Here is a 21615-nt window from a genome sequence, read left to right as displayed (position 1 = left end):
GGGAGGCGTGGGCGCGCCCGAATCGAAGTGTAGCGCAGAGGACGTACCAGGTGAACGGCTGTCGGTGGACCGAAAAGGGTAAGGCGTGAGCTACTGACCCGCCACGGATGATGCGGTCAAATGTTCGGATGAGGCGGCTTGCAGATGGCAACCGACGGAGCATTGCGAAGCGCTTCGCACGCGAATAACCGATTGTATCTCTTGAGAGAAAACTGGTGCTGCTAGAGAGATTTGAACTCTCGGCCTCTCCCTTACCAAGGGAGTGCTCTACCCCTGAGCTATAGCAGCATCTGGCGGCCGGTTCGTGTGTCAGCCGCATCAAGCGAGGGGGCTATTGCCATAGCTGAGCGGGGAGTGCAAGCAGGTTTTCGAAGTTTTTCGTGAAGAGCTGTGAGAAAAGTCGCTGGCGCTTCCGAAGACCCTGGTTTTGCGCTATGGCATGGGCATGCAAACAGACGACGAAGAAAGCGGCAAGGCCGTGTCCACGCCTGACGAGCGGCAGGCGGACGGCAAGGTGCGCCAGAAAAAGATAAAGGATACGACCGAGGCGGACCTGAAAAAGGCGCGCCTTGCCAGGAACTTGCGCGACAACCTCATGCGCCGCAAGCAGCAGATGCGGGCGCGCCGATCCGGCGCTGCTGATGAAGTCAGCGGTCTTCCTGCCGCAAAAACGGACGAATCCCAAGATTAGTACGGGCGGGAAGCGGTATCCGCCGCTTCGTTTTCAATTTGCCGGCGGCATGGCCATCGGCCGTACGAATGCACAGGTCCGTAAATCGGGACCGATCGCGGGGGAAAGCTGTGCAGCGACCTAAATATTACAGCGCCAGGCGTCTGAACGGATGCGCGGCGTTCAAGGTACTTCTAATTTCGCGGCGTCTCCACTAAAGAGGCGCCTTCAGACAACATCGGATTATTTTGGAAAGGCGGGCCAAGCCCGTTCGAGAGGCCTCATGGATCGCATCAGGATTGTAGGCGGCAACAAGCTCAATGGCGTCATCCCGATTTCGGGCGCCAAGAATGCGGCCCTGCCGCTGATGATTGCGTCGCTTCTGACCGACGACACGCTGACGCTCGAAAACGTGCCGCATCTGGCCGACGTCGAGCAGCTGATCCGCATCCTCGGCAATCATGGCGCGGATATCTCCGTCAACGGCCGCCGCGAGCGCCAGGGCGAGAGCTACGCCCGCACCATCCACTTCACCTGCCGCAACATCGTCGATACGACCGCCCCTTACGAGCTGGTTTCGAAGATGCGTGCCAGCTTCTGGGTCATCGGCCCGCTGCTCGCCCGTGAAGGCAAGGCGCGGGTTTCGCTACCGGGCGGCTGCGCCATCGGCACGCGTCCGGTCGATCTTTTCATCGAGGGCCTCAAGGCGCTTTCCGCCAACATCGAGATCGATGGCGGCTACGTCAACGCGACGGCGCCCGCCGGCGGCTTGATCGGCGCGCGTTACACCTTCCCGAAAGTGTCGGTCGGCGCCACCCACGTTCTGATGATGGCTGCGACCCTTGCCAACGGCACCACGGTGCTCGGCAACGCCGCCCGCGAGCCCGAGGTCGTCGATCTCGCCAACTGCCTCAACGCCATGGGCGCCAAGGTCACCGGCCAGGGCACGCCGACGATCACGATTGAAGGCGTACGTTCGCTTTCCGGCGCGCGCCACCGCGTCTTGCCGGATCGCATCGAGACCGGCACCTATGCCATGGCCGTTGCCATGACCGGCGGCGACGTCATCCTCGAAGACACCGACATGGCCCTGCTCGACACGGCTCTCGAAGCGATCCGCCGCGCTGGCGCCGAGATCACCGAGACCAACAGCGGCATCCGCATCGTGCGCAATGGCGCCGGCATCAAGCCGGTGGATATCGTCACCGATCCCTTCCCCGGCTTCCCGACCGACCTGCAGGCGCAGTTCATGGGCCTGATGACGATGGCGAAGGGCACCTCGCACATCACCGAGACGATCTTCGAGAACCGCTTCATGCACGTGCAGGAGCTCGCCCGCCTTGGCGCGAAGATCTCGCTCTCGGGCCAGACGGCCAAGATCGAGGGTGTCAGCCGCCTGAAGGGTGCGCCTGTTATGGCGACCGACCTTCGCGCCTCGGTCTCGCTCGTCATCGCCGGCCTTGCCGCCGAAGGCGAAACCATGGTCTCGCGCGTCTACCACCTCGACCGCGGCTTCGAACGGCTCGAAGAGAAGCTCACCCGTTGCGGCGCGCACGTGGAGCGCGTCAGCGACTGATTTCTTCGGTTGCGCCTGATACCGTTGCGGTTTCAGGCGCAACATCCTATGTCCATTTCAATTGTGGCACGGCAAGATGTGCGGCGAAACGAAAGGAATGGATGGCATGACCGGATTGAAGCTGCTGGCGCTTGACGAGGAGGATCTCGCTGTCGTCTCCGCCCACGTCCAGGATGCCGTGTTCAAGGTTTCGGGCCTGGAATACGACGCGCGCCGCAAGCAGTTTTCGCTCATCGTCAACCGCTTCGTCTGGGAAACGGCCGATGGCAAGCGCCGCTCCTTCGAGCGCCGGCGGGCGCTGCTCCTCTTCAAGCGGGTGAATGCGGTGCGTTCCGTCGGCTTCGACCGGCGCGACAGCGAAGCGGTGCTCGATCTGCTGACGCTGAAGTTCACGGTGGAGGGCGAGGGGCCGGAAGGCACGCTGGAGCTGGTTCTGGCTGGCGACGCCTCGATCGCGCTTGACGTCGAATGCATCGAAACGCAGCTTGCGGATACTGGCGGGGCGTGGGAAACCGCTTTCAAGCCCAAGCACCCCGAAGGCGCTTGACGCTGATCGACCCGCCCACACCGGCATGTGACACTGGCATACGAGGACGTCCCCTTTGGCAATCAGGCTCAATTTTCTCGACGGTGACTTCGAACAAAAGTTCGCGTCATTCCTGACGACCAAGCGTGAGGTGTCCGAGGACGTCAATGCGGTGGTCAAGGCGATCATCGACGACGTGCGGCTGCGCGGCGATGCGGCGCTTGCCGAATACTCCAAGCGTTTTGATGGCGTCGATTTCTTGGTGACGCCGATGGCCGTCAGCGCCGCCGAGATCGATGCGGCGATCCAGGAAGTCGAGCCGGAGGTTCTCGGCGCGCTTAAGGTCGCCGCCACCCGTATCGAGGCGCACCATGCCCGCCAGCGCCCGAAGGACGATATTTACGAGGACTCCATGGGCGTCGGCCTCGGTTCGCGCTGGACGGCGGTCGATGCCGTTGGCCTCTATGTGCCCGGCGGGACCGCGAGCTATCCAAGCTCGGTGCTGATGAACGCGCTGCCAGCGAAAGTGGCGGGCGTTCCCCGCATCGTCATGGTGGTGCCGGCAATGGGCGGTGTGATCAATCCGGCAGTATTGGCTGCGGCACGGCTTGCCGGCGTCGAGGAAATCTATCGCATCGGCGGCGCGCAGGCTGTGGCCGCCCTTGCCTATGGCACCGAGACGATTGCGCCGGTCGCCAAGATCGTCGGCCCAGGCAATGCCTATGTGGCTGCGGCCAAGCGCCAGGTTTTCGGCACGGTCGGTATCGACATGATCGCCGGACCCTCCGAAGTGCTTGTTATTGCCGACAAGCACAACGATCCGGACTGGATCGCCGCTGATTTGCTCGCCCAGGCCGAGCACGATGTCGGCGCCCAGTCGATCCTGATCACCGACGATGCGGAATTCGGCCAGGCGGTCGAGAACGCGGTCGAGCGGCAATTGAAGACGCTGCCGCGCGCCGAAACGGCGTCGGCAAGCTGGCGCGATTTTGGCGCCGTCATCCTCGTGCCCGATCTTGCAGAGGCCGTGCCGCTCGCGAACCGTATTGCCGCCGAGCATCTCGAGCTGGCGCTTACCGACCCCGAACCGATGGTCGCCAAGATCCGCAATGCCGGCGCGATTTTCGTTGGCCGCCATACGCCCGAGGTCATCGGCGACTATGTCGGCGGCTCCAACCACGTGCTGCCGACCGCCCGCTCGGCGCGCTTCTCCTCCGGCCTCGGCGTGCTCGATTATATGAAGCGGACGTCGATCCTGCGGCTTGACGCCGAACAGTTGCGGATCCTCGGGCCGGCGGCGATCGTGCTGGCAAAATCCGAGGGCCTTGAGGCCCATGCGCGCTCCGTCGCTATTCGCCTCAATCTCGGTGATGCTGGATGAAGGCGGACCGCAACCAGCGTCTCTGCGATGTCGTTCTGGACGAGACCATCGGCCGCTCGACCCCTGATGTGGAGCATGAGCGCGCGGTTGCGATCTTCGACTTGCTCGAAGAAAACCTGTTCGAGCCCGCCGGCCATCCTGGCGGCCCCTACAAGCTCAATCTCTCGCTCGTCGATGCGAAGCTGGTTTTCGCGATCTCGACCGAGAACGGCGACGATGTCGCCACCCATATCCTGTCGTTGACCCCGTTCCGCCGGATCGTGAAGGACTACTTCATGATCTGCGAGAGCTACTACGAAGCGATCCGCTCGGCGACGCCGAGCCAGATCGAGGCGATCGACATGGGGCGCCGTGGCATCCATAATGAAGGTTCGCAGACGCTGATGGATCGCCTCTCCGGCAAGATCCGGCTGGATTTCGACACCGCCCGCCGCCTGTTCACGCTCGTCTGCGTGCTCTACTGGCGCGGGTGAGGGCGGCGACCGGCATGGCGGGAACCGAGGCTCAGCGCTTGAAAATGCCCCGCTCGGTCCTCTTCATGTGCGGCATGAACGCCATCCGCTCGCCGATGGCCGAGGCGCTTGCCAAGGCGGCGCTGCCGGCCGGAACCTATGTTGCCTCAGCGGGTGTGCGGCATGGGGAGCGCGATCCCTTTGTCGACGTGGTCATGGCCGAAGTGGGCCTGGGCCTCGGTCGCCATCAGCCACATACGCTGGACGAATTGGAGGACGACTACTTCGACCTCATCGTCACGCTGGCGCCGGAAGCCCATCACAAGGCGCTCGAATTGACGCGTTCCATGGCCGTCGACGTTGTCTACTGGCCGACGCCGGATCCGACGGTGGCCGCCGGCACGCGCGAGCAGATCGTCGATGCCTATCGCGCCGTGCGCGATCACCTGTCGACGCTTATCAATCATCGGTTGGTCGGCTCGAAGAAGTCGGAAGACATCTGAGGCTTTGCCGAAAATCCGCGGGCGGTTCCAGCCCAAGACGTTTCCATGCCCGCTTAAATCCCGATCGATTTAAGACTAGAGACATGGAGCGGTACGAAGTGCTATAGCGGCTTCGCACTTCTGATCCGACGCGCGGCACAGTAGCCCGTCACAAAAGCGCAAAAGCCGGTCTTAGATGGTTCACAAATCCTCGTCGATTGTGTAGTTTCCGGCGAATTTTTCGGGATACCTGACGGTTCCCTAAACAAAGATAGAAAGAACAGTCCTACATGGCGAAAGAAGAAGTCCTTGAATTTCCGGGCGTGGTCACCGAATTGCTTCCGAATGCGACCTTCCGCGTGAAGCTCGAAAACGAGCATGAGATTATCGCTCACACGGCTGGCCGTATGCGCAAGAACCGCATCCGCGTGCTTGCCGGCGACAAGGTTCTCGTTGAAATGACCCCGTACGACCTTACCAAGGGCCGTATCACCTACCGCTTCAAGTAAGCCGCTCCGGCTCTTAGCAATTCCTGGAGCATTTCCGCTTCTTCTTCGAATCGCGAAAACGCTCTAACCTTTGGTTGGATTGCAATTCCGTAAACCGCCTATCGCATTTTGCTGGAATTGCTTTGGAGTGACGGCTCGTTCCGATGACAGTGGCCAAGAAACTGATACTTGCGTCCGGTTCGCCGCGTCGCGTCGAGCTTCTGGCGCAAGCCGGCATCGAGCCCGCGCGCCTGATGCCGATGGATCTTGATGAGACGCCGAAGCGTGCCGAACATCCACGTTCGCTCGCACGGCGCCTGTCGGCCGAAAAGGCGCGGGCGGCGCTTGCTGCGGTCAAAGGCGAGGCCGGCTGGGACGGAAGCTACATCCTGGCGGCCGATACGGTCGTCTGTGTTGGCCGCCGTATCCTGCCGAAGCCGGAACTTGTCAGCGAGGCCTCGAGCGCGCTGCATCTTCTTTCCGGCCGCAGCCATCGCGTCTATACCGGCGTCTGCCTGATCACTCCGGACAAGACCGTGCGCCAGAAGGTCGTCGACACCAAGGTGCGCTTCAAGCGCCTGTCCGGCTTCGATATCGAGAGCTACCTCGCGTCGGGCCAATGGCGTGGCAAGGCGGGCGGCTACGGCATCCAGGGCATCGCCGGCAGCTTCGTCGTCAAGCTCGTCGGCTCCTACAGCAACGTCGTCGGCCTGCCGCTCTACGAAACCGTCAGCCTGCTTGTCGGCGAAGGCTATGACGTGCACAATCGTTGGCTGGAAGGCTGAACGAGTGACCGACGAAACGAAGAAAAGCGCTTCGAACGTCGCGCCCCTGCGCGCACCGCGCCCGTGCCCGGAATGTGGCCGGCCGTCGCACCGCGAACACTACCCCTTCTGCTCCGATCGCTGCCGCAATGTCGACCTCAACCGTTGGCTCTCCGGCTCCTACGCTATTCCGGTCGCTGACGACGAGGCGAAGGCCGACGACGGCGACGACCGCTAAGCGTGCCGCTACGGCCGGACCCGCCGGTCCGGCTTTCCTTCGCCACATCCTCTTGCCACGGACGACGCCTTGAAGATCCTCGCGCCACCGCGTGCGTGCGATCATCTTTTTCGGCTTCCAACGATCGCTTTCCACGAAAAATGGACGAGGCAGAGGATGCGATCTCTCTGAAACTCCTGGCTTTTTCGGTCATTCGATTGTCCACAGGATTTCGGTCAAAAAACTTTCATTTGGCGCTGGACACCGCCGAACAAGATGCTATAACCCCGCTCGTTCCCGGGGCACACACAAGCGCCCCGATGGTTCCGAAAGGAGCCGATGCCCAAAACGGCAGGATGCCCGGATAGCTCAGTTGGTAGAGCAGCGGATTGAAAATCCGCGTGTCGGTGGTTCAAATCCGCCTCCGGGCACCATTCTAAGCCCTTGTTGCGCCTAGATTTTCCCATATCTGCATTCCTTCTCATGTAATCCGGTTTGACAGAGTTACGAAGCTGGTTTGACAACCTTCGTTTTTCGTTTGTTCAGTTCGGCCTCAAAATCGGCGACAGCGGCAGTGGTCTGACGCGTGCGATCGGCCCGCCTTGAGTAGTGCTTTGCCATGGCTTCGGTCGCGTGGCCGAGCACGAGAGCGATGGTGCCGTTGTCCTTGCCCATCTCGGCAAGGATCGTCCCTACCGTGTGACGAAGCCCCTTGAGCGTCAGCCCCGGCTGAACCGTCCCGGCCTTCTCCAGCTTCTTCTTCAGCTTGTCCCAGTTCGTGCTGAAGCCGTTGTAGGTCCACGGCTGGCCTCGGCTGTTGGCGCAGAGCGTAATCGCGTCATGCTTCGGCCCCTTCGCCAAGGCATCCGCTACCGGCTCGAAGATCGGGAGATAAACGGGCTGGCCTGTCTTGTGCCGGCGCGTGTCGATCCCGGCCGATACTACGGCCGTCTTCGGCAGCGCCAACGCATCTTGAGGATCGAGGCCGTAGAACATCATGAGGCCGATCGGCAGGCTCATATGCGCGGGCAGGGCGGCAAGCACGGTATCGCGCTCGGCATCGGTCCACGGCCTGTTTGCGTCCCCCAGGCTTCGCGGGCGCTCGGCAACGCTCACAGCTTCGACCGGGTTCTCCTTCACATAGTCGTACTCAAGGCCCCAGTTGAAGATAATCGACAGGACCGAGCGGACATGGTTGGCAAACCGGAATTTGTGCTGGAGTTCGGCCTTGTCGCGGATCTTCGCGACAAAGCTTCGTGTGAACCGCTCCAGCGGTGTGTCCTCAATCGGCTTCAGCCAATCGAACACCTTCTGGTAGTCGCTCTGCGTCCGCTTGGCGCGTTTCTGAAATTTGGGGCTGGCGCGATACTTCTTGATGAGCATGCCGAGGGTTCCCGGCTTTGCTTCCTTGACCTTATGCAGCTCGTTGATCCGATGCACTTCGACATCGAAGGCGAGCGTGTAAGGCTCGAACTTCGTGCAGTCGATCTTCTCGCGGCTCTTGCGGTGATATGCGCGCCACTCAAAGGGCGGCTTTTTGTCCCGAAATATCTGCCAGCCCTTGTACTTGTTCTGCCGTTTCTCGCGATCTGCCATCAGCCGAGCTTCCCGAGGATTTCATCGTCGCTATCGGCCACGCCATCCTTGAGCGCATCCAACCAGCCATCGAGGTCGCGCATGTCATACAGGCGGGTGCCTGATGGCATAGCGACCGGCGAAACCCGGCACTCGGCTGGGAAACGCTTTGCGGTCAAACCGCAATAATCGGCAGCCTCCTTCAGGGAGAGCATCCGCCGAGGTGATACCTTGAGATTGAGCGTGGCGGTCGCCATCAGCGTTCCTCACTTCCTCTTTTCCGGATGAACTTGGAGAGATCCGCACGCCGCATTTTGATCGGGCTGGTATTGGCCCCGATCTTGTACGTGCCGATTTTGCCCTCGGCGTGATAGCGGCGGATTGTCCGCGTGCTGCACCCGAGTTCGTGCGCGATTTCCTTGATGCCCAGTGGCCGCTTTCCGTCCGTCGCCATATCCATCCTCGTTGAAAACTGGTGAAGGGTCGGCAGATTTGCCGACCCTTGTCCGCTCAAGCCGCCGCCGTTGCGTAAGCTGAGATGGCCCGCAACAGGTCACTGCGGGCGTCGATGTCTAGTTCGTCGTCGGGAAGCCATCGGTCTGCAAATGCGGCGATGGCGATCACGTCGCCGAGAGATCGGCAGGTGTAAGCCCGCAACCACTTCTCGATTTCATGAAGTTTACCGTCGAGGGCGCTGTGCTGATCTTCGAGCGCTTCCATGCCGGTTTCGGCAAGCCATTGGGCTCGTGCCTGCCGACGCATGCGGTAGAGTGAGAGCGCTTTATCTCGGTCAGCAGCCATCCGGTCCAAGTATCTCGACCGCTCCGGAAGCCAAACCATGCTGGTCGCCCAGGTAAAGTACTTCTGGATCCCCGCCTCGGAGTAAAGCGGCTTGTCCCGCCAGTCCGGAGAATAGTCCATCTCACGTGTGGCGATCTCGCTCAAGACGAGTTCCGCCGGGCATGGCTGGTCGGGCAAATCGATAATCCGCACGATTTCAGCACGTATAGTGTCGCGCTGTGCCGCGATGTCATCATAGGTGCCGATGAGCCACTTGAGTTCGTCGCTGATTGACACGGGTGCTGCAACAGCCGGCGCAGCGGCACATGCCGTTACCAATAGTGGAGCCGCCAGTAAGGCGCGGCGGGAAAGAGCGTTACCCATGCTGCTCGGCCTCCGCCACAATTTCTAGCGCGAAATCGCGGGTTTCCAGAACGTTGTCCAGCGCAAGGCCTATGGAGCCTCGGAGCCCATCCCAGTTGAATTCAGAGAGTGGCGCGGCTTCACCGCGCATTGCGAGGAGCACAACCCGGAGAATGGCAATGGCGTCGTCTGCGCGGATTGCTGCATCCGTTGCGCTTCTTGCGCAGGACTTCGCCAGTAGTGTAGTCTGTTGGGGCATTCAGATTTCCTTTCTGGTGCAAGAAAGGCTCCGTCGGTTCTCTAGGCCGAGACGGAGCCTTTTTCTGTTTCAATGCTTGCCGCTGCTAGTCCAATTTTGACCAGGAGACGCAGGGTGGCAGCGCGGGTTCGGATGCGCCGCTGGAAACTGAATTCGTCGACCTGCTCAATCAGTTCCTTCTCGAACATGATCGGAATGCGTTCCGTTTTTGGCACGCGTGGCTTTTCACGCACGTCTCTCACCTCCATGTTTGTGCAAGTTGCACAAGTTAATATGAGTGAGTCCGTGCTTGCGTCAACTGAAAAGTTGTGCAACTTGTCCATATTCCCAAACGGGCGGCCAAAACATGACTGACGACACCGAAAGCAGAGAGCTGAAAGACCAGCGGGTTCCGATCATGATGACCCCGAGCGAGGTCAGCGCCATAGATGATTGGTCATTTCAGCATCGCATCAGATCCAGAGGCGAGGCCATTAGACGGCTTTGCCAGATTGGCCTGATGTTCGACGAGCATCGGGCCGAGTTGAACGAAAAGTTCAAGAGCGCGTACGACGCAGCGACCAAGACTCTTCCCTTGTCGCATGAAGTGATCGCGAGAGTGCAAAGCGGAGAAGCCACAAGTCTTGAACGTCAACTGACGTCAGCCAGTGCAAAGGCGCTGACGGAACTTACCCGGATGGTGCTTTTGGTGCGTTCGCTGGTCGGGGTCGCGAACAACTTCAAAAGTGACGAAGACCTGAAAAAGATCATCGCAGACGCCAAAGAAATATGGGCGGTAGAAGACACTACCGACAGGCCTCGTAACGATACCAAAGACAACGAATAAATGTCCGCAACGCGGACATTTATTTCATCCTGACGCGTTGGGGGGAGCATGAACAACAACGAAAGCAATCCTCCAGCATCACGACAGTTCGATGATGAATCAGTGTTGGTAGAGGAATGGTCGGACCCGGCCAGGCGGGAGCGATATCAATACTACGCTCGCGAAAAGTACGAATTTTACAAGTCGGCTCGGGAGATGAGTTTCAAGGCCAATATCGATTACGGAAAATGGCTTCTCGCTTCAGGTCTGGCCGTCCACGGTGGCGCAATCTACGCGATAAATTCACTCAAGGATCCGGCGCGTCCCGAGCTGATGATGGCGCTGCTACTGGCTGCAAAATGGAATATTGCAGGCATCGCGTTCGTTCTCTTCGCCGGCCTCATGGCGTGGATTAACTTTCAGTCGGCGGCAGACGTTTATGACGACTGGGCCAACCCTCTCATGGTTTACCGCACCGATCAGAACCCCCAACCCCGGAAGACTGACGCCGTTGGTGCTACGCGCCTGCTGGCAGCGTTCGCCGGAGTTCTTGCACTCTGGGCACTTTTAGCCAGTGCCGCGAATGTGTTCGGAGCTTTGAGCCCCGTTGCTCATTGATTGCTTAAACATGCGATCGAAAAGGCGGGGCGTCAAAACGATTGTCGCTTTGGGGTGTTTGCAGGCAACAGAGCAGTAGACTGACGTGGCGCGGATGGGCTGGAAGCCCTGCTTGCACGTCGGGCAGGTCTTCGGAACGTACTTCAGTCGCCCCTTGTTGTAGCATGCCTTCGAACAATACTTGGATTCCGACTTCTCCCGCACCGTCGAGTATCTGATACCGCACGCCTCACATACCCGCTGAGGCATGCGGGACTTGAGCACCATACGATAGGCGGACCAGGCGATGTTGCTGTTGCGCAGCCAGTTGTCGGCCGATCGCTGTGCAATCGCGGCCTTGGCGCACTCGGTCGAGCAGAACCGGAACTGGCGCAGCCCTTCCGAGGCTTCTGGTGGCAGCTCCGCTGAACACCATTTGCAGTTCTCATCGGACACCGTGAATTCCGGCTGGCCCTGGTCCCAGTTCGGACGAACTGCCCCGAGATAGCGCAAGCAATCCGCCACGATCGAGCGCGCCTCTCGATCGGCACTGGCCCAGCCATAACCCTGAGAGCACAATCCGCTCCGTAGGCCGGCGATGGTGGAGCCTTCATTTTCGAACGGGGTCGAGCGCCAATCGCGCATCACGTCCATCACTCGCGAAATGACGGGCTTGCGCGCCGCGCCCTTGAAGATGGCCTCGGTTTTCGGAGCCGTTGGCTTTCCATGTCGATAGATAGCCCAAAGCGCATTGCCCTTCATGAAATCACCCAAACATAGCGTCGAATAGCGCTGGCGAAACTGGATGTTTCGAGCGCGGCGGTAAGGTCTTGGTTCCATCCGGCAAGGACTTTGATGTGTCCTTTGTCGGGCGGCGCTTCGTGTGGAAATGCTCGATCCACGCATCGTCGAGGGCGCGGATGATGGCAACGTGCCGTGGGCCAATCGGCCAACCGAACGCCGTCGCCCAAGACAGGATCTCGGAATGGCTAATGGGATTTGGCCCCGAGGCATGCCACGTTCTTGCGGCCGACAACTCGCGAAACCAGGACCAATAGAGACCGGCGCCAGCCGGCAGATCGGGCTTCTTGCCCGTTGCCAGCGAGCGGCGCATAGCCTTGGACAGCCGCTTCAAGTAGGGGTCGAACCTCATCGGCTGATCTGCCCCCACTCTTCAGGGACGGAACCGACCGTGGCAACGTATTCGAGGCCCGTGTCTGTTTCGTCATTGTCAAACTGTTGTTCCGCAGTCGACCGCTTAACCAACGTCTGTCCACGCGCAGACCGACCGGGAGGCTGAAGGTCGATCATCATCGTCATGGATCGCTCGGCACCATTGAGCGGACCATCTTCGTAGCGGATCTGATCAATTTCGTAGATGTGTGAAACGAGGACGCCCAGCACCTCATCCGATTCCGGAACGCCGGCCAGAACTGAGACGATAACGGTCGAGTTCTGGTATTCCAGCAGTTCGATCGCCGCCATCGCATCCTCCGGATTGCTCGTCGGAATGTTCGAGAAAACAAGTGTTCGCGTCCCTACGGCAGTCCCAACCGAAGAGTTCATGCCTCCGGACTGGAGCCAACGATTGGGAAGATAGACCAGGCCGTTGTAGGTGTAGGGTCGGCCACCGCGATGGTAGCCGACCGACCGACCGGGCAGGTCGAAACGCACCAGCTCCAGCGCCGCCAGGCGGCCACCTTCAAGAGCATTCAAAAGGTCGGGATTAGTGATCATGAGAAAAACATCTCCGTTGCAGAAAAGGTCACAGAGCGGTTGTTCCAACCCTTCGGCGCCGAGAGGCTTCCGGGATCGATCATCATGACCGTGGACGGCTTCTCGAAATGCACCGCCGAGGCGAGCGTGAAATGTTGCAGGTCCAGCGGGAAAAGGATGCTGAGCGTGGCGACCCCTGCACTGTTCGCAACGGCTACCTGCATGACGCGATGAAGCGAGCGTTTAAGCGCCGTCATGCTGAAAGCCACATAGTCGCCCTCGATCAGGGTGAAGCCGGCAGGCAGACCCGAGACCATAACCGTTCGACTGTCGATGATCTGAGACAGGGACGCATCGCCGGTGAACGGGCCGCCGGCCGCCTTGACCAAGGCAAGAGGCCGGCCGTTGTCGTAGGCAATCGGTCTCGGCCGAAAGACATCGTAACCAAGGAACGCGCCTCGAGCGCCGGCCTTCATCGTGAACGCATCGGCCGCGCCGTACTGTTGCGGCTCGAGGAAGTTCGTCGAGAAGGTTGCTGTCCACCAGGGCGTTCCGAACGTGACCATTTCTGTTCGACGACCCTGCATGCGCTCGGTTGAGACCGGATCGTTGGGGTTGAACTCACACTCACGCCAAGGCAGGTCAGGAAGGGAGAGCGGGTTAATCATCCGGATTGCCTCCAATGCGGTTCAGTTCCCGGCGGTTGCGTTGATACTGGTTGAGCATGCTGGTCGAGACATTCTCGCTCTCGCTGCGGATCGTGGTGCGAAACATCGGCCCTTCCTCGGTGATGACACGCAGCAGGATCTCGCGGGGCTCACTTCCTTCCGGAGCTGCACCGCGCAGATCGACAGGAATGCGCCGGCCATCGGGCAAGGGAACGGCGGCTTCCGGACCCGCCTCGGCAAAAATCGCCGGCTCGTCGGAGATGCCACCCTTGGCAAACAGTCCGATACTGCCGCTTGCCGCTATGTTGGCCTGCCGCCCGATCGGCAGAAATCCCCCTCCGCCGAAGAGCATCGAGAGGAAACCGCCGCCGCCTTTGCCGCCGACCTGGTTGAAGGCGTCAACGAGGTCGTCGAGGATCTTGTCGGTGATGCGATCGAGCGTGTTGATGGCGACGTCGCCCATTTCCTGCCAATCGAGCTTGCCATCAGAGAGCGCATCCTTGAGATCGCCCAGGGCGCTGCGCTGCGTGTCTTTGCTGAACTGGAATGCGTCCCGCGCCTTGTCCTGTTCCTCGGCGAGCTGCTGCGCCTCGGCCGAGGCCTGCGCATAGGCTGTCGAAAGGGCATCGATCTGATTGCGCAGCTCCGGCGTCGCCGACTTCATATCGGCGGTCTTGATCAAACCGGCCTCTTGCGCGGCGTTCAGCAGATCCTGTTGCGCCGCTGCCTTTTCGACGGCAAAGCCGTAGTCATCGACCAACGGATTGACGGCACGTTGCGCGTCGGCTTCCGCCAGAACTGCCGTGGTGCGTCGCTCGATTTGCTCGACCTCACGCGCGAACACGTCACTATCGGACCCGCCGCCTTTGGAGCCCACCGACACGCCGCCACCACTGCCGCCGCCAGACGTGGGCTTTTGGTTCTTGTCCACTTCGGCGAGCTGCGCCGCCAACAGTTGGTATTGCCGATAGAGCGCCTTGCCCTGCGCAAGCTTCACATCCGCATCGTATTCGAGCGGCGCAAAGCGCATTTCCGTGCCGGTCATGTCCTTCGTCATCTTGCGGAAAGCCATGGCACGGTCGAAGGCCAGCGTTATTTCCGCATCATGGGCGATCGACGCTGCTTTGACCGCCTCCATCTGCATGGCGATCTGGTTGCGCAGCGAAGCCGTGTAACCCTCGGACGATTTGCGGGCCACATCGAGTGCCGCGGCGTGCTGGTGGATCGCACCTTCGGCGTCGATCATGGCCTTTTCGGCCGCCGATGCGCTGTCGCTCAAGAGGAAGATCGCGGCCGACGCTGCGCCAACCAGCAGCCCGATCGGCCCCAGCGCCGTAGTAAAGGCGCCGGCCGCGAGCGTGCCAGCGCGAAAAGCCGTCAGCAACGTGCCGAGCGCTATAACGGCATTCCCGATGCCGGCGACGAAACCGAGGATAGCGCGGCCGGCAAGCGCGCTGATGATGATCGTCGCGAACTGCACGATGGCATCCGCCGTATCCTTGAAGTTGTCGGCAAGGAATTGCAGGGCCTCGACGAGCTTGGCGCTGGCACCGGCCGAGCTGTCGGCGTGCCCGATGTAGGCCGTGAACTCGTTGTTGATGCGCGTCATCGCATCCTTGATCGTCGAGTTCTTCGCCCGGAACTGCGCCTCGATCGGCTTCTGTGCGTTGATGATCGCCCGGAAGACACGGTCAGACGTCAGCTTGCCTTCCGCGCCGAGATCCTTGAGCTGCGCGATCGTCACCCCGAACTCATCGGCAATCGCTTGTGCGAGGATAGGCGCGTTCTCGCGTAGCGACCGCAGTTCGTCCCCCTGCAGCACGCCAGAGCCGAGCGCTTGCCCGAGCTGCAGGATGCCGGCGGCCTGTTCGCTCGCCGATGCGCCGCCCGCCTTGAAGGCCTTGGCGACGATATCGGTCGCAAGGGCAATCTCCTGCTCGCTCTTGGCAACACCAGAGGCCGAGCGCACCAGGCGGGCGTAGAGATCAACATAATCCTCCAGGCTGGCCCGCGCCGCGTTCGCGCCGTCCTTCAACTGATCGAGCGAACGAACCTGCACGCCGGTCGATGCCGCCGCCGCCCGGATCTTGTTGCCGGCTTCGGTCCAAGCATCGGCGTAGGCCGCGACCTCACCAACACCAAGCGCCGCCGTCAGACCCCCGACCGACGCCATGGCCGCCTTACTATAGACGCCGATCCGCGCCGAGGTTGATGCCAGCGCCTGGTTGATCCGTGCCGTCGAGCGAATGGCGTCGTCTTCCATCTGGCGCGTCGCGCGCCGAGATCCTTGCGACATTTCGCGGTAGGCCTTGGCCGTGATGCCCGAGGCCTTCGCCATCTGCTTTTCCAGCGCGTTCAGTTTGGCGATAACCTCGATCGCCAGTTGCTCTTCGCCGCCTTCGGCCATCGTGATCTCCTAGAAATACGCCATGTCGTCGGACCAATCGTCCGAATCGTAGATGGACAGGCCGGTTTCCCCGGCAGCGCAGCGCGCTACCGCCATGGCGGCCGCAACAGCGCCGTCGATGCGATCCTTGCTCTTGCCCTTGTGGAACGCCTTGTTGCCGGCGCTATCGACGTGCACGTGAATGTTTTCGAAGTTCCAGCGGAGAATTGGGTGGCCGCCGTGACGGAAGCGCCGGCCGAGAATGGCGCGCTCCAACTCCTTGATGGCCGGCGCCATCGTCACCCAGCCTTGTCGCATCTCTACGACCGGCAAGTTGTCCTCCAGCAGGTTGTTCATGATGTTCCGCGCCATATGCGGATCGAAGGCGATCTCGCGCACCTCGAAGCGAGCGCAAAGCTCCCGGATCTGATCTTCGACGATACGATAATCGACAACGTTGCCAGGCGTCGCCGTGATCAATTCTTCTTCCGCCCAGGTCGGATAAGGGACGCCATCGCGATCGGCGCGGCCGCGCAGATTGTCTTCCGGGCAGAAAAACCATGGATGGACGATGTAGCCGTCCGCACCGTCGCGCCAGCAAGCAACGATAACCGAGAGATCGTTGACCGATGAAAGGTCAACTGCAAGCCAACAAGGTTCGCCTTCCAAATCGTCGATGTCGACCGGGAATTTGCCCTCGTCATAAACCAGCATGTCAACGAAAGGATCTGCCGAGCCGTCCAGCCAGACATTAAGGTTGAGCTGCTGGAACGAGGTTCGGGCCGCCGGCACTTCCTTTGCCTTGCGCGCAAGAACCCGCATGCCGGCAATGTCGGGATAACCGCAAGACATACCCGGATTGGCTGCGAACCACACCGCCTCATCTTCCCAATCGGCATCGCGCGACGTTTCGAAGAGAATCGGCAATACCGTCTCGTCAATCTTCTCACCGCGCGCCACCTTGCGCGCGTAGTCAAAGAACTCCCAAGCGACGTTTTCCGTGCCTCGGCCGGCCGTGCTGATGACCATCACGAGGGAGTTCGGAACTTTGATCAGGCCGCTTTCGATCGCCTCCCATAGGTCGCGTTTCGGCCACGCGTGGATCTCATCGCAGAGAGCGAAAGCGGGCGTATGGCCATGAGCAACGCGCGCGTCGGCCGAGATCGCCTCGAACCATGCACCTGTTTTCGGGTTCTGGATGCGGTTCTTACTGTCCGTCATCCGCAGCTTGCCGTCGAACCGCTCTTCGGCCTTCAGGATGCTATAGGCCTCTTCATAGGCGATGCGCGCCTGCGACCTGTCGGAGGCTGCGACCATGTTCTCGGCGCGAGGCGTGCTCTCAGGCCCGATGGTGTGCAACAGCGACAGAGCGGCGCCGAGCGAGGTTTTGCGATTGCCGCGCGGCAGCATCATCGCAACGGTGCGGATGACGCGGCGACCGTCTGGATGACGGGGACCATAGATCCGGCGCACAATACGCTCTTGCCAGCGATCGAGCTGAAACGCCTTATTTGGCAGCGTCGATTTCGGGTGCTTGAGAACGCGCAGGAACTGCACAGCTCGCTCGCCGTAGCCCATCGGATCATCGATCGGGCTGTCGTCAAATATCCACGAGTTGTCCAAAGAGATCCTCCATCTGCTGACGTTCGCCGCCCCCTGCTTCGCCACCGCCGTCGCCGCGCATCTTCGGACGCGAGCGGGCGGCCGGCGTCAGGCCGAGTTCGGCCGCGAGGCGGGAAACGGTCGATTGCGCTTTGCCGTGCAGTGTGACGGCGGGGTTTTTCACAGGGACGCCCTTCGGGCTGGCGATGACCGCGCCGAAATCATCGATCGCCTTCTGCGCGAGGCGCATGTTGTGCAGGGCCATCACGTAGGCCTCGACGCTGCCAAGCATCGCGTCCGTCAGCAGCTTTCGCTTGCGCAGATCGTCAACGACATCGAGCCATTCCTGATGCATCCCTGCCGGGATATGCGCCGGCACGTCCGGTATTTCCTCCAGCCCGCCTTCGATCACTACGAGATCCGCCTTTCGTCCGCGCGTGCTCATGTGCCTGCCACCGCCACGGTTCGAAGCTCCAGACCCCGGCGGCGCCGGATTTCCTTCACTTCCTTGATGTTGTGGTTCTGATCCTCGAACACGACGCGATCGGCGTTGCTGATGCCGTCGATGTAGCGCAGGCGAAAAATGACCAGCGTTTCATCGCTGGCGCCGTAACTGCGCATGAATTCCTCCGTGCTCGCCTGCACGATCTCGGCCCGCACCGTGGCGATCGTTGTCCAGGTGTATTGCGGCGTGCCGGCGGGATCGACTTCGTAGGTAGAGCGCTGGATGGCAATCGTGCGATCGAGGCGGCCGGCTCTCATTCGACGATCTCCACCAGCGTTTCGATCGTCACGACGCCATGGGCGGTTTCGCCGTCTGGATCTCGCAAATGCCGAACGTCGGTCACGTGGCAATCGACGCAATGAAAGTCTGCCCCAAGCTCAATACGAGCCGGCCGAATGGCCGTTCGGATCGCCCAGGTGATCGAGCGCACGCCGGCTAAGCCGGGTTCTTTTTTCCAGACGTGCACCGTGAACACGACGCGCCAACGATCGCGTGCCAAAGCGTCTTCGTCTTCGATCGAGTGGCCCTCGCCGAGAATAATGGAGGGGTCGATGATCGGACGTTGGCTGCGGTCGAGGATCTTGCCGGCCGGCACCAAAGCGGTAACGCCGGCCGTGCCAGCGAGACGCGACCGGATGCCGACCTGCACGGCGGTCTCAATGCTCATTTGCTTCCCCAGTTCTGGCGGATGGCTTTGCGGATGGCGCGATTGATGCGCCCGCTGGTCTTCTTTTTGTTGATCCGAACGGCGGGCCAGAAGAACGGCTGCGCGTCAGTCTCGGCGGTCCCGTATTCGACCAGGTGCGGATAGCGCACGCCGTCATTGCCGACCGTCACCTTCGCGGCACCTTCAGGCACCATCGTCGAGCCGCCCGGCTGCGAGTAGGGCGGCGTCGTCTGACCGGCCGGCGTGACGGTGATGCTCTCGATCAGGTCGCCCGTATCTTTCGACTGGAGCGCGATATGGCGCATGTCGTCAGCGATATCCTCGGCGGCCTTCACAACCTCCGGATAGACCGCTTCCTTGATCTTCTTCGGAATGGCATTCAGCCGCTGCTGGATGCGGGAAAGGCCGCCGTCGTTCGCCATCAGAAGGTCCAATTACGATGTTCGCGAACGATCTCGCGCACGCTGAAAGGCACCTCGACGATGCTCACGCCGACCAGAGACGTTTCGCGGTTTTCGTACCAATGCCCGACGAGCTGGAAGATGGCCTGTTTGAGATCGGCCGGAACGGTATCGCCCGGAAACTCGACGTCCATTTTGAAGCCGAGCAACCGGTTGATGTGCGCTTCCGCCGCCTCGATCTGCCGCCTGAGCAGGGCGTCATCGTCATTGCTGACGATGTTGAGGTTTTCTTTCACGTGCGCGAGATCGACGATCATTTTAGGCGGCCGATGCGTTGACGCGAACGACGTTGGAGTTGATGCCCAGCGTCGCGTTCAGCTTCATGACGTTGTTCGCCTGGTCGAGCGCTTCGGCCGCGCTCATCACCTTGGCAATGAACAGGCGCTGCGAGTTCTTCGGGCTGGCGCCAGTGGCCGGCTTATCGTTGAACTCGATCTTGAAGGCGTAATCGTGCGGCGTCTTTTCGGCGGCAAGCAATGCGACCTGACCGGCGTCGGCATAGTCGATACCCATCACCAGTTCGCAGTTTCCGGCGTTGCGCGTGCCCTTGAGCTTCTGCGTCCGGTTCTTGCCGATGTCGTCAAAGGTGATCTCTGCGCTGGTGTCGCCGAGCGAACCGATGTTCTCCATCGAGCCGATCTCGGTCCAGTCGATGTCGGTAAAGTCAGCAGCGACAAAATCGACGTTCTTGGCGGCAAGCGCCTCGCCGATGAACACCTTGCTTCCGGCAGTCGCGACAATAGGCATGTCAGTAATCCTTTTGCTGGTTGCGCCGCTCTTCCGATTGCTTGGCGCTGTTGTGGCAGGGACGGCAGAGAGGCTGCCAATTGGCGCGGTTCCAAAAGAGCCGCTGGTTGCCCTTGTGAGGCTGGATATGGTCGACGAGGGTGGCAGGGGCGCCGCAGCGCCGGCAGGCGGGGCATTCCCTCAGAAACGCCTTGCTCTCGCGCTCCCATTCCGCCGTATAACCACGCTCGCGAGCGGTCGGACGCTTGGCGTCATGCCGAGCTTTCCGCTCGCGAGCGCGTCGGATCTCGCATGCGCAGGCGGTTCCGGACGGCACCAGACGCCCACAACCGCATATGCGAGACCCCTTAACCGGCATCAGGCCACCGGCCGATCGTGAACGCCGCCCATGACAGCGACGGCGCCGGCTGCGATCGAGGTGCCGCCGTTCTTGGTCAGCACCAGGCGCACGTAACGTTTGTGGCCGCGATAGCCGACCTTGGCGACGCTGTTGGCCGCAAGATCTTCCGGCAGCTCGCCGAGAACGTAGTCGTCCGGAACGTCGGTGAAATCCGCCGGCGTGGTCGTATCGCTTTCCTGAAGCTTGGCCGTGAAGTCGCCAGCCCCGACGATCGCGCCGGAATTGATGACCAGGGCGATACTCTCGACGCCCTTGAGGTCGATGGCCGCGCCTTCGGTGGTAGCGGCAAGTACGGCCGGCGCGATGGCCTGCACGATCTTGAGGTTGTGGACGATGTCCCGCATGTCGTTGATCTCCGTTGGAAAGGGCGACGGGCTCAAGCCGCCATCTTGAGCTTGCGCAGAGCCTCACCGAGCACCGTGCCGCCACCAACACGACGGCGGGCATGGAAGCGGACAAGGCCCTTGTGAGCCATGGTGTAGGGATCGCGCAGGACGCTGAGCTGCACGCGGTCGTAGATCCGATAGGCGCGGTTGAAATCGCCAAAGACGATCGGGAAAGCGTTCTCGGCGATATCGGGCATGTCCACGGCGTCGATGACAGGGCGACCGAGAAGCGTGGACGGCTGGCCGGCCTGGTAGGAAGGCTGCCAGAGATAGTTGCCCTGTCCGTCTTTCAGCGTGCGGATGATGCCGAGTGAGGTGCCGTTGAGCATCCAGGACGCGCTGTTGCGGTAGGCTTCCGGCAGCGAATACATCATCTTGACCAGGGCATCGGGCTGGATGTTCGCGACGTGGCCGTTCTTGAACTCCTTAATGCCGGCCGCCTGCATGAAGCCTTCCGGCTTCTTCACGCCGTCGCCGCTGATGAAGGCCGGCCCTTCGATGCGACCGAACTCTTCCGACAGGTCCGAAGCCACTTCAGCATCGACGTTGATGGCGCTGTCTTCGAGGAGACGCAGGCTCACGTCGACATAGCAGGCGGCCTCATGGACCGGGATTTCGAGCTGGCCGTAGCTGGAGCCGGTTTCCTTGCGCTCCTCATCCTCACCGACCCAATGGGCGGTCGGACGGCCCGTGCGTTTCGGCAGGATGACGCCGCCGGAAGAAGTGCTGCCGACGCGGGCGGCCTGACGAACCGGCGAAAGCTCGACGAGGCCCTTGACCACTTCCGCAACGAACTCGGTCGGCGCGAGATAACCGCCCTTGGTGTCATCGCCGACGATGAGAGCGCGGATCTCTTCGGCTTCCATCGGCTCACGGCCCATGCGCAGGAAGTTGGAAAACGCGCGCTGTTCAATCGGCCGTTCGTCGTCGCTGGTTGCGCCACCGGAGCCGCCAGGGCGGTTCATGCGGGTCTCGATGTCATCGAGGCGCGTCGTAAGAGCCGCGATGCCGCCGAGCTGCTGTTCGGCGCGGGTCTGAAAATCCGTCCAGCCGGCTTGCATTGCAGCTACGGCGGCCGATGCAGCGGCGAGCGCATCGGCATCATTCGGTTCGGAACGGGTTTCGAGCACTGTGTTTTTCAT

General features: G+C 61.2%; 31 protein-coding genes and 2 tRNA genes. 12 read left to right on the top strand and 21 right to left on the bottom strand.

Features of this window, described 5'->3' with window-relative positions; genetic code table 11:
- Nucleotides 1-213: 213 nt before the first annotated feature.
- A tRNA-Thr gene (locus JVX98_RS19465) sits at nucleotides 214-288 on the bottom strand.
- A 151-nt stretch (nucleotides 289-439) separates the two neighbouring features.
- On the opposite strand from JVX98_RS19465, the gene JVX98_RS19460 reads away from it, so the two are divergent.
- The 10 genes from JVX98_RS19460 to JVX98_RS19415 all read left to right on the top strand — a co-directional run bounded on the left by JVX98_RS19460 (nucleotide 440) and on the right by JVX98_RS19415 (nucleotide 6990).
- On the top strand, nucleotides 440-691 hold the full coding sequence (locus JVX98_RS19460; RefSeq protein WP_210335871.1) for a hypothetical protein: 252 nt from the start codon (nucleotides 440-442) through the stop codon (nucleotides 689-691).
- 262 nt (nucleotides 692-953) lie between these two features.
- Entirely contained in the window at nucleotides 954-2246 is a 1293-nt protein-coding gene (gene murA, locus JVX98_RS19455) for a UDP-N-acetylglucosamine 1-carboxyvinyltransferase (protein ID WP_205237136.1), read from the top strand.
- Nucleotides 2247-2352: 106 nt separating this feature from the next.
- Nucleotides 2353-2793 (top strand): DUF2948 family protein, encoded by a 441-nt coding sequence (locus JVX98_RS19450; protein ID WP_205237135.1) that lies wholly within the window; start codon nucleotides 2353-2355, stop codon nucleotides 2791-2793.
- Nucleotides 2794-2848: 55 nt separating this feature from the next.
- The gene (hisD, locus tag JVX98_RS19445) at nucleotides 2849-4153 is read left to right on the top strand and encodes a histidinol dehydrogenase (RefSeq protein ID WP_205237134.1); all 1305 of its coding nucleotides are present in this window, start codon (nucleotides 2849-2851) and stop codon (nucleotides 4151-4153) included.
- Complete coding sequence (locus JVX98_RS19440; RefSeq protein ID WP_205237133.1) at nucleotides 4150-4626, top strand: UPF0262 family protein; 477 nt, start codon at nucleotides 4150-4152, stop codon at nucleotides 4624-4626. The genes hisD and JVX98_RS19440 overlap by 4 nt, the downstream gene beginning before the upstream one ends.
- A 14-nt stretch (nucleotides 4627-4640) precedes the next feature.
- Nucleotides 4641-5108 (top strand): low molecular weight phosphatase family protein, encoded by a 468-nt coding sequence (locus tag JVX98_RS19435; protein ID WP_192447883.1) that lies wholly within the window; start codon nucleotides 4641-4643, stop codon nucleotides 5106-5108.
- Nucleotides 5109-5377: 269 nt separating this feature from the next.
- Nucleotides 5378-5596 carry a translation initiation factor IF-1 gene (infA, locus tag JVX98_RS19430; protein ID WP_004435948.1) on the top strand — a complete coding sequence of 73 codons (219 nt, stop codon included), beginning with the start codon at nucleotides 5378-5380 and terminating at the stop codon, nucleotides 5594-5596.
- A gap of 143 nt (nucleotides 5597-5739) precedes the next feature.
- Nucleotides 5740-6360: a Maf-like protein gene (locus JVX98_RS19425; protein WP_034797002.1), complete on the top strand. Its 621-nt coding sequence runs from the start codon at nucleotides 5740-5742 to the stop codon at nucleotides 6358-6360.
- A gap of 4 nt (nucleotides 6361-6364) precedes the next feature.
- Nucleotides 6365-6577, top strand: a complete 213-nt coding sequence (gene yacG / locus JVX98_RS19420) for a DNA gyrase inhibitor YacG (RefSeq protein ID WP_034797000.1) — start codon at nucleotides 6365-6367, stop codon at nucleotides 6575-6577.
- A gap of 337 nt (nucleotides 6578-6914) precedes the next feature.
- Nucleotides 6915-6990, top strand: a tRNA-Phe gene (locus JVX98_RS19415).
- A 70-nt stretch (nucleotides 6991-7060) separates the two neighbouring features.
- Here the strand turns inward: JVX98_RS19415 and JVX98_RS19410 are convergent.
- The 6 genes from JVX98_RS19410 to JVX98_RS19385 are packed head-to-tail and all read right to left on the bottom strand — an operon-like array spanning nucleotide 7061 to nucleotide 9766.
- Nucleotides 7061-8152: a tyrosine-type recombinase/integrase gene (locus tag JVX98_RS19410; protein WP_246764907.1), complete on the bottom strand. Its 1092-nt coding sequence runs from the start codon at nucleotides 8150-8152 to the stop codon at nucleotides 7061-7063.
- Entirely contained in the window at nucleotides 8152-8388 is a 237-nt protein-coding gene (locus tag JVX98_RS19405) for a hypothetical protein (RefSeq protein ID WP_246764906.1), read from the bottom strand. Before JVX98_RS19405 ends, JVX98_RS19410 begins: the two co-directional genes overlap by 1 nt.
- Entirely contained in the window at nucleotides 8388-8585 is a 198-nt protein-coding gene (locus JVX98_RS19400) for a helix-turn-helix domain-containing protein (RefSeq protein ID WP_205237132.1), read from the bottom strand. Before JVX98_RS19400 ends, JVX98_RS19405 begins: the two co-directional genes overlap by 1 nt.
- A gap of 56 nt (nucleotides 8586-8641) precedes the next feature.
- A complete protein-coding gene (locus JVX98_RS19395) occupies nucleotides 8642-9295 on the bottom strand; it encodes a hypothetical protein (RefSeq protein ID WP_205237131.1) in 654 nt (217 codons plus the stop codon).
- Entirely contained in the window at nucleotides 9288-9533 is a 246-nt protein-coding gene (locus tag JVX98_RS19390; protein ID WP_205237130.1) for a hypothetical protein, read from the bottom strand. Before JVX98_RS19390 ends, JVX98_RS19395 begins: the two co-directional genes overlap by 8 nt.
- Before the next feature lie 41 nt (nucleotides 9534-9574).
- Nucleotides 9575-9766, bottom strand: coding sequence for a hypothetical protein (locus JVX98_RS19385; protein WP_205237129.1), 192 nt, complete (start codon nucleotides 9764-9766; stop codon nucleotides 9575-9577).
- A 113-nt stretch (nucleotides 9767-9879) separates the two neighbouring features.
- On the opposite strand from JVX98_RS19385, the gene JVX98_RS19380 reads away from it, so the two are divergent.
- Nucleotides 9880-10359 carry a hypothetical protein gene (locus JVX98_RS19380; protein WP_205237128.1) on the top strand — a complete coding sequence of 160 codons (480 nt, stop codon included), beginning with the start codon at nucleotides 9880-9882 and terminating at the stop codon, nucleotides 10357-10359.
- Between the two features lie 48 nt (nucleotides 10360-10407).
- Nucleotides 10408-10956, top strand: coding sequence for a hypothetical protein (locus tag JVX98_RS19375; protein WP_205237127.1), 549 nt, complete (start codon nucleotides 10408-10410; stop codon nucleotides 10954-10956).
- Here JVX98_RS19375 and JVX98_RS19370 read toward each other — a convergent pair.
- The 14 genes from JVX98_RS19370 to JVX98_RS19305 form a co-directional block, all read right to left on the bottom strand.
- Nucleotides 10906-11697 (bottom strand): hypothetical protein, encoded by a 792-nt coding sequence (locus tag JVX98_RS19370; protein ID WP_205237126.1) that lies wholly within the window; start codon nucleotides 11695-11697, stop codon nucleotides 10906-10908. The genes JVX98_RS19375 and JVX98_RS19370 overlap by 51 nt on opposite strands.
- Before the next feature lie 387 nt (nucleotides 11698-12084).
- Nucleotides 12085-12672 (bottom strand): DUF2163 domain-containing protein, encoded by a 588-nt coding sequence (locus JVX98_RS19365; protein ID WP_205237125.1) that lies wholly within the window; start codon nucleotides 12670-12672, stop codon nucleotides 12085-12087.
- The gene (locus tag JVX98_RS19360) at nucleotides 12669-13319 is read right to left on the bottom strand and encodes a hypothetical protein (protein WP_205237124.1); all 651 of its coding nucleotides are present in this window, start codon (nucleotides 13317-13319) and stop codon (nucleotides 12669-12671) included. Before JVX98_RS19360 ends, JVX98_RS19365 begins: the two co-directional genes overlap by 4 nt.
- Entirely contained in the window at nucleotides 13312-15726 is a 2415-nt protein-coding gene (locus JVX98_RS19355) for a tape measure protein (RefSeq protein WP_205237123.1), read from the bottom strand. The genes JVX98_RS19360 and JVX98_RS19355 overlap by 8 nt, the downstream gene beginning before the upstream one ends.
- Before the next feature lie 9 nt (nucleotides 15727-15735).
- Nucleotides 15736-17283: a terminase large subunit gene (locus tag JVX98_RS19350; RefSeq protein WP_205239482.1), complete on the bottom strand. Its 1548-nt coding sequence runs from the start codon at nucleotides 17281-17283 to the stop codon at nucleotides 15736-15738.
- A gap of 22 nt (nucleotides 17284-17305) precedes the next feature.
- Nucleotides 17306-17752, bottom strand: a complete 447-nt coding sequence (locus tag JVX98_RS19345) for a phage terminase small subunit P27 family (protein ID WP_205237122.1) — start codon at nucleotides 17750-17752, stop codon at nucleotides 17306-17308.
- Nucleotides 17749-18069, bottom strand: coding sequence for a phage head closure protein (locus JVX98_RS19340; RefSeq protein WP_205237121.1), 321 nt, complete (start codon nucleotides 18067-18069; stop codon nucleotides 17749-17751). The genes JVX98_RS19345 and JVX98_RS19340 overlap by 4 nt, the downstream gene beginning before the upstream one ends.
- On the bottom strand, nucleotides 18066-18479 hold the full coding sequence (locus JVX98_RS19335; RefSeq protein WP_205237120.1) for a DUF3168 domain-containing protein: 414 nt from the start codon (nucleotides 18477-18479) through the stop codon (nucleotides 18066-18068). Before JVX98_RS19335 ends, JVX98_RS19340 begins: the two co-directional genes overlap by 4 nt.
- A complete protein-coding gene (locus tag JVX98_RS19330) occupies nucleotides 18476-18901 on the bottom strand; it encodes an HK97-gp10 family putative phage morphogenesis protein (protein WP_205237119.1) in 426 nt (141 codons plus the stop codon). The genes JVX98_RS19335 and JVX98_RS19330 overlap by 4 nt, the downstream gene beginning before the upstream one ends.
- Complete coding sequence (locus tag JVX98_RS19325; RefSeq protein WP_205237118.1) at nucleotides 18901-19197, bottom strand: head-tail connector protein; 297 nt, start codon at nucleotides 19195-19197, stop codon at nucleotides 18901-18903. The genes JVX98_RS19330 and JVX98_RS19325 overlap by 1 nt, the downstream gene beginning before the upstream one ends.
- A 1-nt stretch (nucleotide 19198) precedes the next feature.
- Nucleotides 19199-19687: a hypothetical protein gene (locus JVX98_RS19320; protein WP_205237117.1), complete on the bottom strand. Its 489-nt coding sequence runs from the start codon at nucleotides 19685-19687 to the stop codon at nucleotides 19199-19201.
- 1 nt (nucleotide 19688) lies between these two features.
- On the bottom strand, nucleotides 19689-20045 hold the full coding sequence (locus tag JVX98_RS19315; protein WP_205237116.1) for an HNH endonuclease: 357 nt from the start codon (nucleotides 20043-20045) through the stop codon (nucleotides 19689-19691).
- Complete coding sequence (locus JVX98_RS19310) at nucleotides 20045-20431, bottom strand: hypothetical protein (protein WP_205237115.1); 387 nt, start codon at nucleotides 20429-20431, stop codon at nucleotides 20045-20047. Before JVX98_RS19310 ends, JVX98_RS19315 begins: the two co-directional genes overlap by 1 nt.
- A gap of 32 nt (nucleotides 20432-20463) precedes the next feature.
- Nucleotides 20464-21615 (bottom strand): phage major capsid protein, encoded by a 1152-nt coding sequence (locus JVX98_RS19305; protein WP_205237114.1) that lies wholly within the window; start codon nucleotides 21613-21615, stop codon nucleotides 20464-20466.

Source organism: Ensifer sp. PDNC004 (assembly GCF_016919405.1).
Lineage (GTDB): Bacteria > Pseudomonadota > Alphaproteobacteria > Rhizobiales > Rhizobiaceae > Ensifer.
This window is presented reverse-complemented; position numbering and strand designations above follow the sequence as displayed.

Excerpts from the sequence above, each read along its gene's own strand:
- JVX98_RS19450 (WP_205237135.1), top strand. The coding sequence starts at position 2,353 with ATGACCGGATTGAAGCTGCTGGCGCTTGACGAGGAGGATCTCGCTGTC.
- JVX98_RS19320 (WP_205237117.1), bottom strand. The coding sequence starts at position 19,687 with ATGCCTATTGTCGCGACTGCCGGAAGCAAGGTGTTCATCGGCGAGGCG.
- JVX98_RS19350 (WP_205239482.1), bottom strand. The coding sequence starts at position 17,283 with ATGGGCTACGGCGAGCGAGCTGTGCAGTTCCTGCGCGTTCTCAAGCAC.
- JVX98_RS19370 (WP_205237126.1), bottom strand. The coding sequence starts at position 11,697 with ATGAAGGGCAATGCGCTTTGGGCTATCTATCGACATGGAAAGCCAACG.
- JVX98_RS19395 (WP_205237131.1), bottom strand. The coding sequence starts at position 9,295 with ATGGGTAACGCTCTTTCCCGCCGCGCCTTACTGGCGGCTCCACTATTG.
- JVX98_RS19345 (WP_205237122.1), bottom strand. The coding sequence starts at position 17,752 with ATGAGCACGCGCGGACGAAAGGCGGATCTCGTAGTGATCGAAGGCGGG.
- JVX98_RS19340 (WP_205237121.1), bottom strand. The coding sequence starts at position 18,069 with ATGAGAGCCGGCCGCCTCGATCGCACGATTGCCATCCAGCGCTCTACC.
- JVX98_RS19365 (WP_205237125.1), bottom strand. The coding sequence starts at position 12,672 with ATGATCACTAATCCCGACCTTTTGAATGCTCTTGAAGGTGGCCGCCTG.
- JVX98_RS19360 (WP_205237124.1), bottom strand. The coding sequence starts at position 13,319 with ATGATTAACCCGCTCTCCCTTCCTGACCTGCCTTGGCGTGAGTGTGAG.
- JVX98_RS19310 (WP_205237115.1), bottom strand. The coding sequence starts at position 20,431 with ATGCGGGACATCGTCCACAACCTCAAGATCGTGCAGGCCATCGCGCCG.
- JVX98_RS19335 (WP_205237120.1), bottom strand. The coding sequence starts at position 18,479 with ATGAGCATTGAGACCGCCGTGCAGGTCGGCATCCGGTCGCGTCTCGCT.
- JVX98_RS19440 (WP_205237133.1), top strand. The coding sequence starts at position 4,150 with ATGAAGGCGGACCGCAACCAGCGTCTCTGCGATGTCGTTCTGGACGAG.
- JVX98_RS19315 (WP_205237116.1), bottom strand. The coding sequence starts at position 20,045 with ATGCCGGTTAAGGGGTCTCGCATATGCGGTTGTGGGCGTCTGGTGCCG.
- murA (WP_205237136.1), top strand. The coding sequence starts at position 954 with ATGGATCGCATCAGGATTGTAGGCGGCAACAAGCTCAATGGCGTCATC.
- JVX98_RS19405 (WP_246764906.1), bottom strand. The coding sequence starts at position 8,388 with ATGGCGACCGCCACGCTCAATCTCAAGGTATCACCTCGGCGGATGCTC.
- JVX98_RS19380 (WP_205237128.1), top strand. The coding sequence starts at position 9,880 with ATGACTGACGACACCGAAAGCAGAGAGCTGAAAGACCAGCGGGTTCCG.
- JVX98_RS19390 (WP_205237130.1), bottom strand. The coding sequence starts at position 9,533 with ATGCCCCAACAGACTACACTACTGGCGAAGTCCTGCGCAAGAAGCGCA.
- JVX98_RS19325 (WP_205237118.1), bottom strand. The coding sequence starts at position 19,197 with ATGATCGTCGATCTCGCGCACGTGAAAGAAAACCTCAACATCGTCAGC.
- JVX98_RS19410 (WP_246764907.1), bottom strand. The coding sequence starts at position 8,152 with ATGGCAGATCGCGAGAAACGGCAGAACAAGTACAAGGGCTGGCAGATA.
- JVX98_RS19355 (WP_205237123.1), bottom strand. The coding sequence starts at position 15,726 with ATGGCCGAAGGCGGCGAAGAGCAACTGGCGATCGAGGTTATCGCCAAA.
- JVX98_RS19460 (WP_210335871.1), top strand. The coding sequence starts at position 440 with ATGGGCATGCAAACAGACGACGAAGAAAGCGGCAAGGCCGTGTCCACG.
- JVX98_RS19330 (WP_205237119.1), bottom strand. The coding sequence starts at position 18,901 with ATGGCGAACGACGGCGGCCTTTCCCGCATCCAGCAGCGGCTGAATGCC.
- JVX98_RS19305 (WP_205237114.1), bottom strand. The coding sequence starts at position 21,615 with ATGAAAAACACAGTGCTCGAAACCCGTTCCGAACCGAATGATGCCGAT.
- JVX98_RS19435 (WP_192447883.1), top strand. The coding sequence starts at position 4,641 with ATGGCGGGAACCGAGGCTCAGCGCTTGAAAATGCCCCGCTCGGTCCTC.
- infA (WP_004435948.1), top strand. The coding sequence starts at position 5,378 with ATGGCGAAAGAAGAAGTCCTTGAATTTCCGGGCGTGGTCACCGAATTG.
- JVX98_RS19375 (WP_205237127.1), top strand. The coding sequence starts at position 10,408 with ATGAACAACAACGAAAGCAATCCTCCAGCATCACGACAGTTCGATGAT.
- JVX98_RS19425 (WP_034797002.1), top strand. The coding sequence starts at position 5,740 with ATGACAGTGGCCAAGAAACTGATACTTGCGTCCGGTTCGCCGCGTCGC.
- JVX98_RS19400 (WP_205237132.1), bottom strand. The coding sequence starts at position 8,585 with ATGGCGACGGACGGAAAGCGGCCACTGGGCATCAAGGAAATCGCGCAC.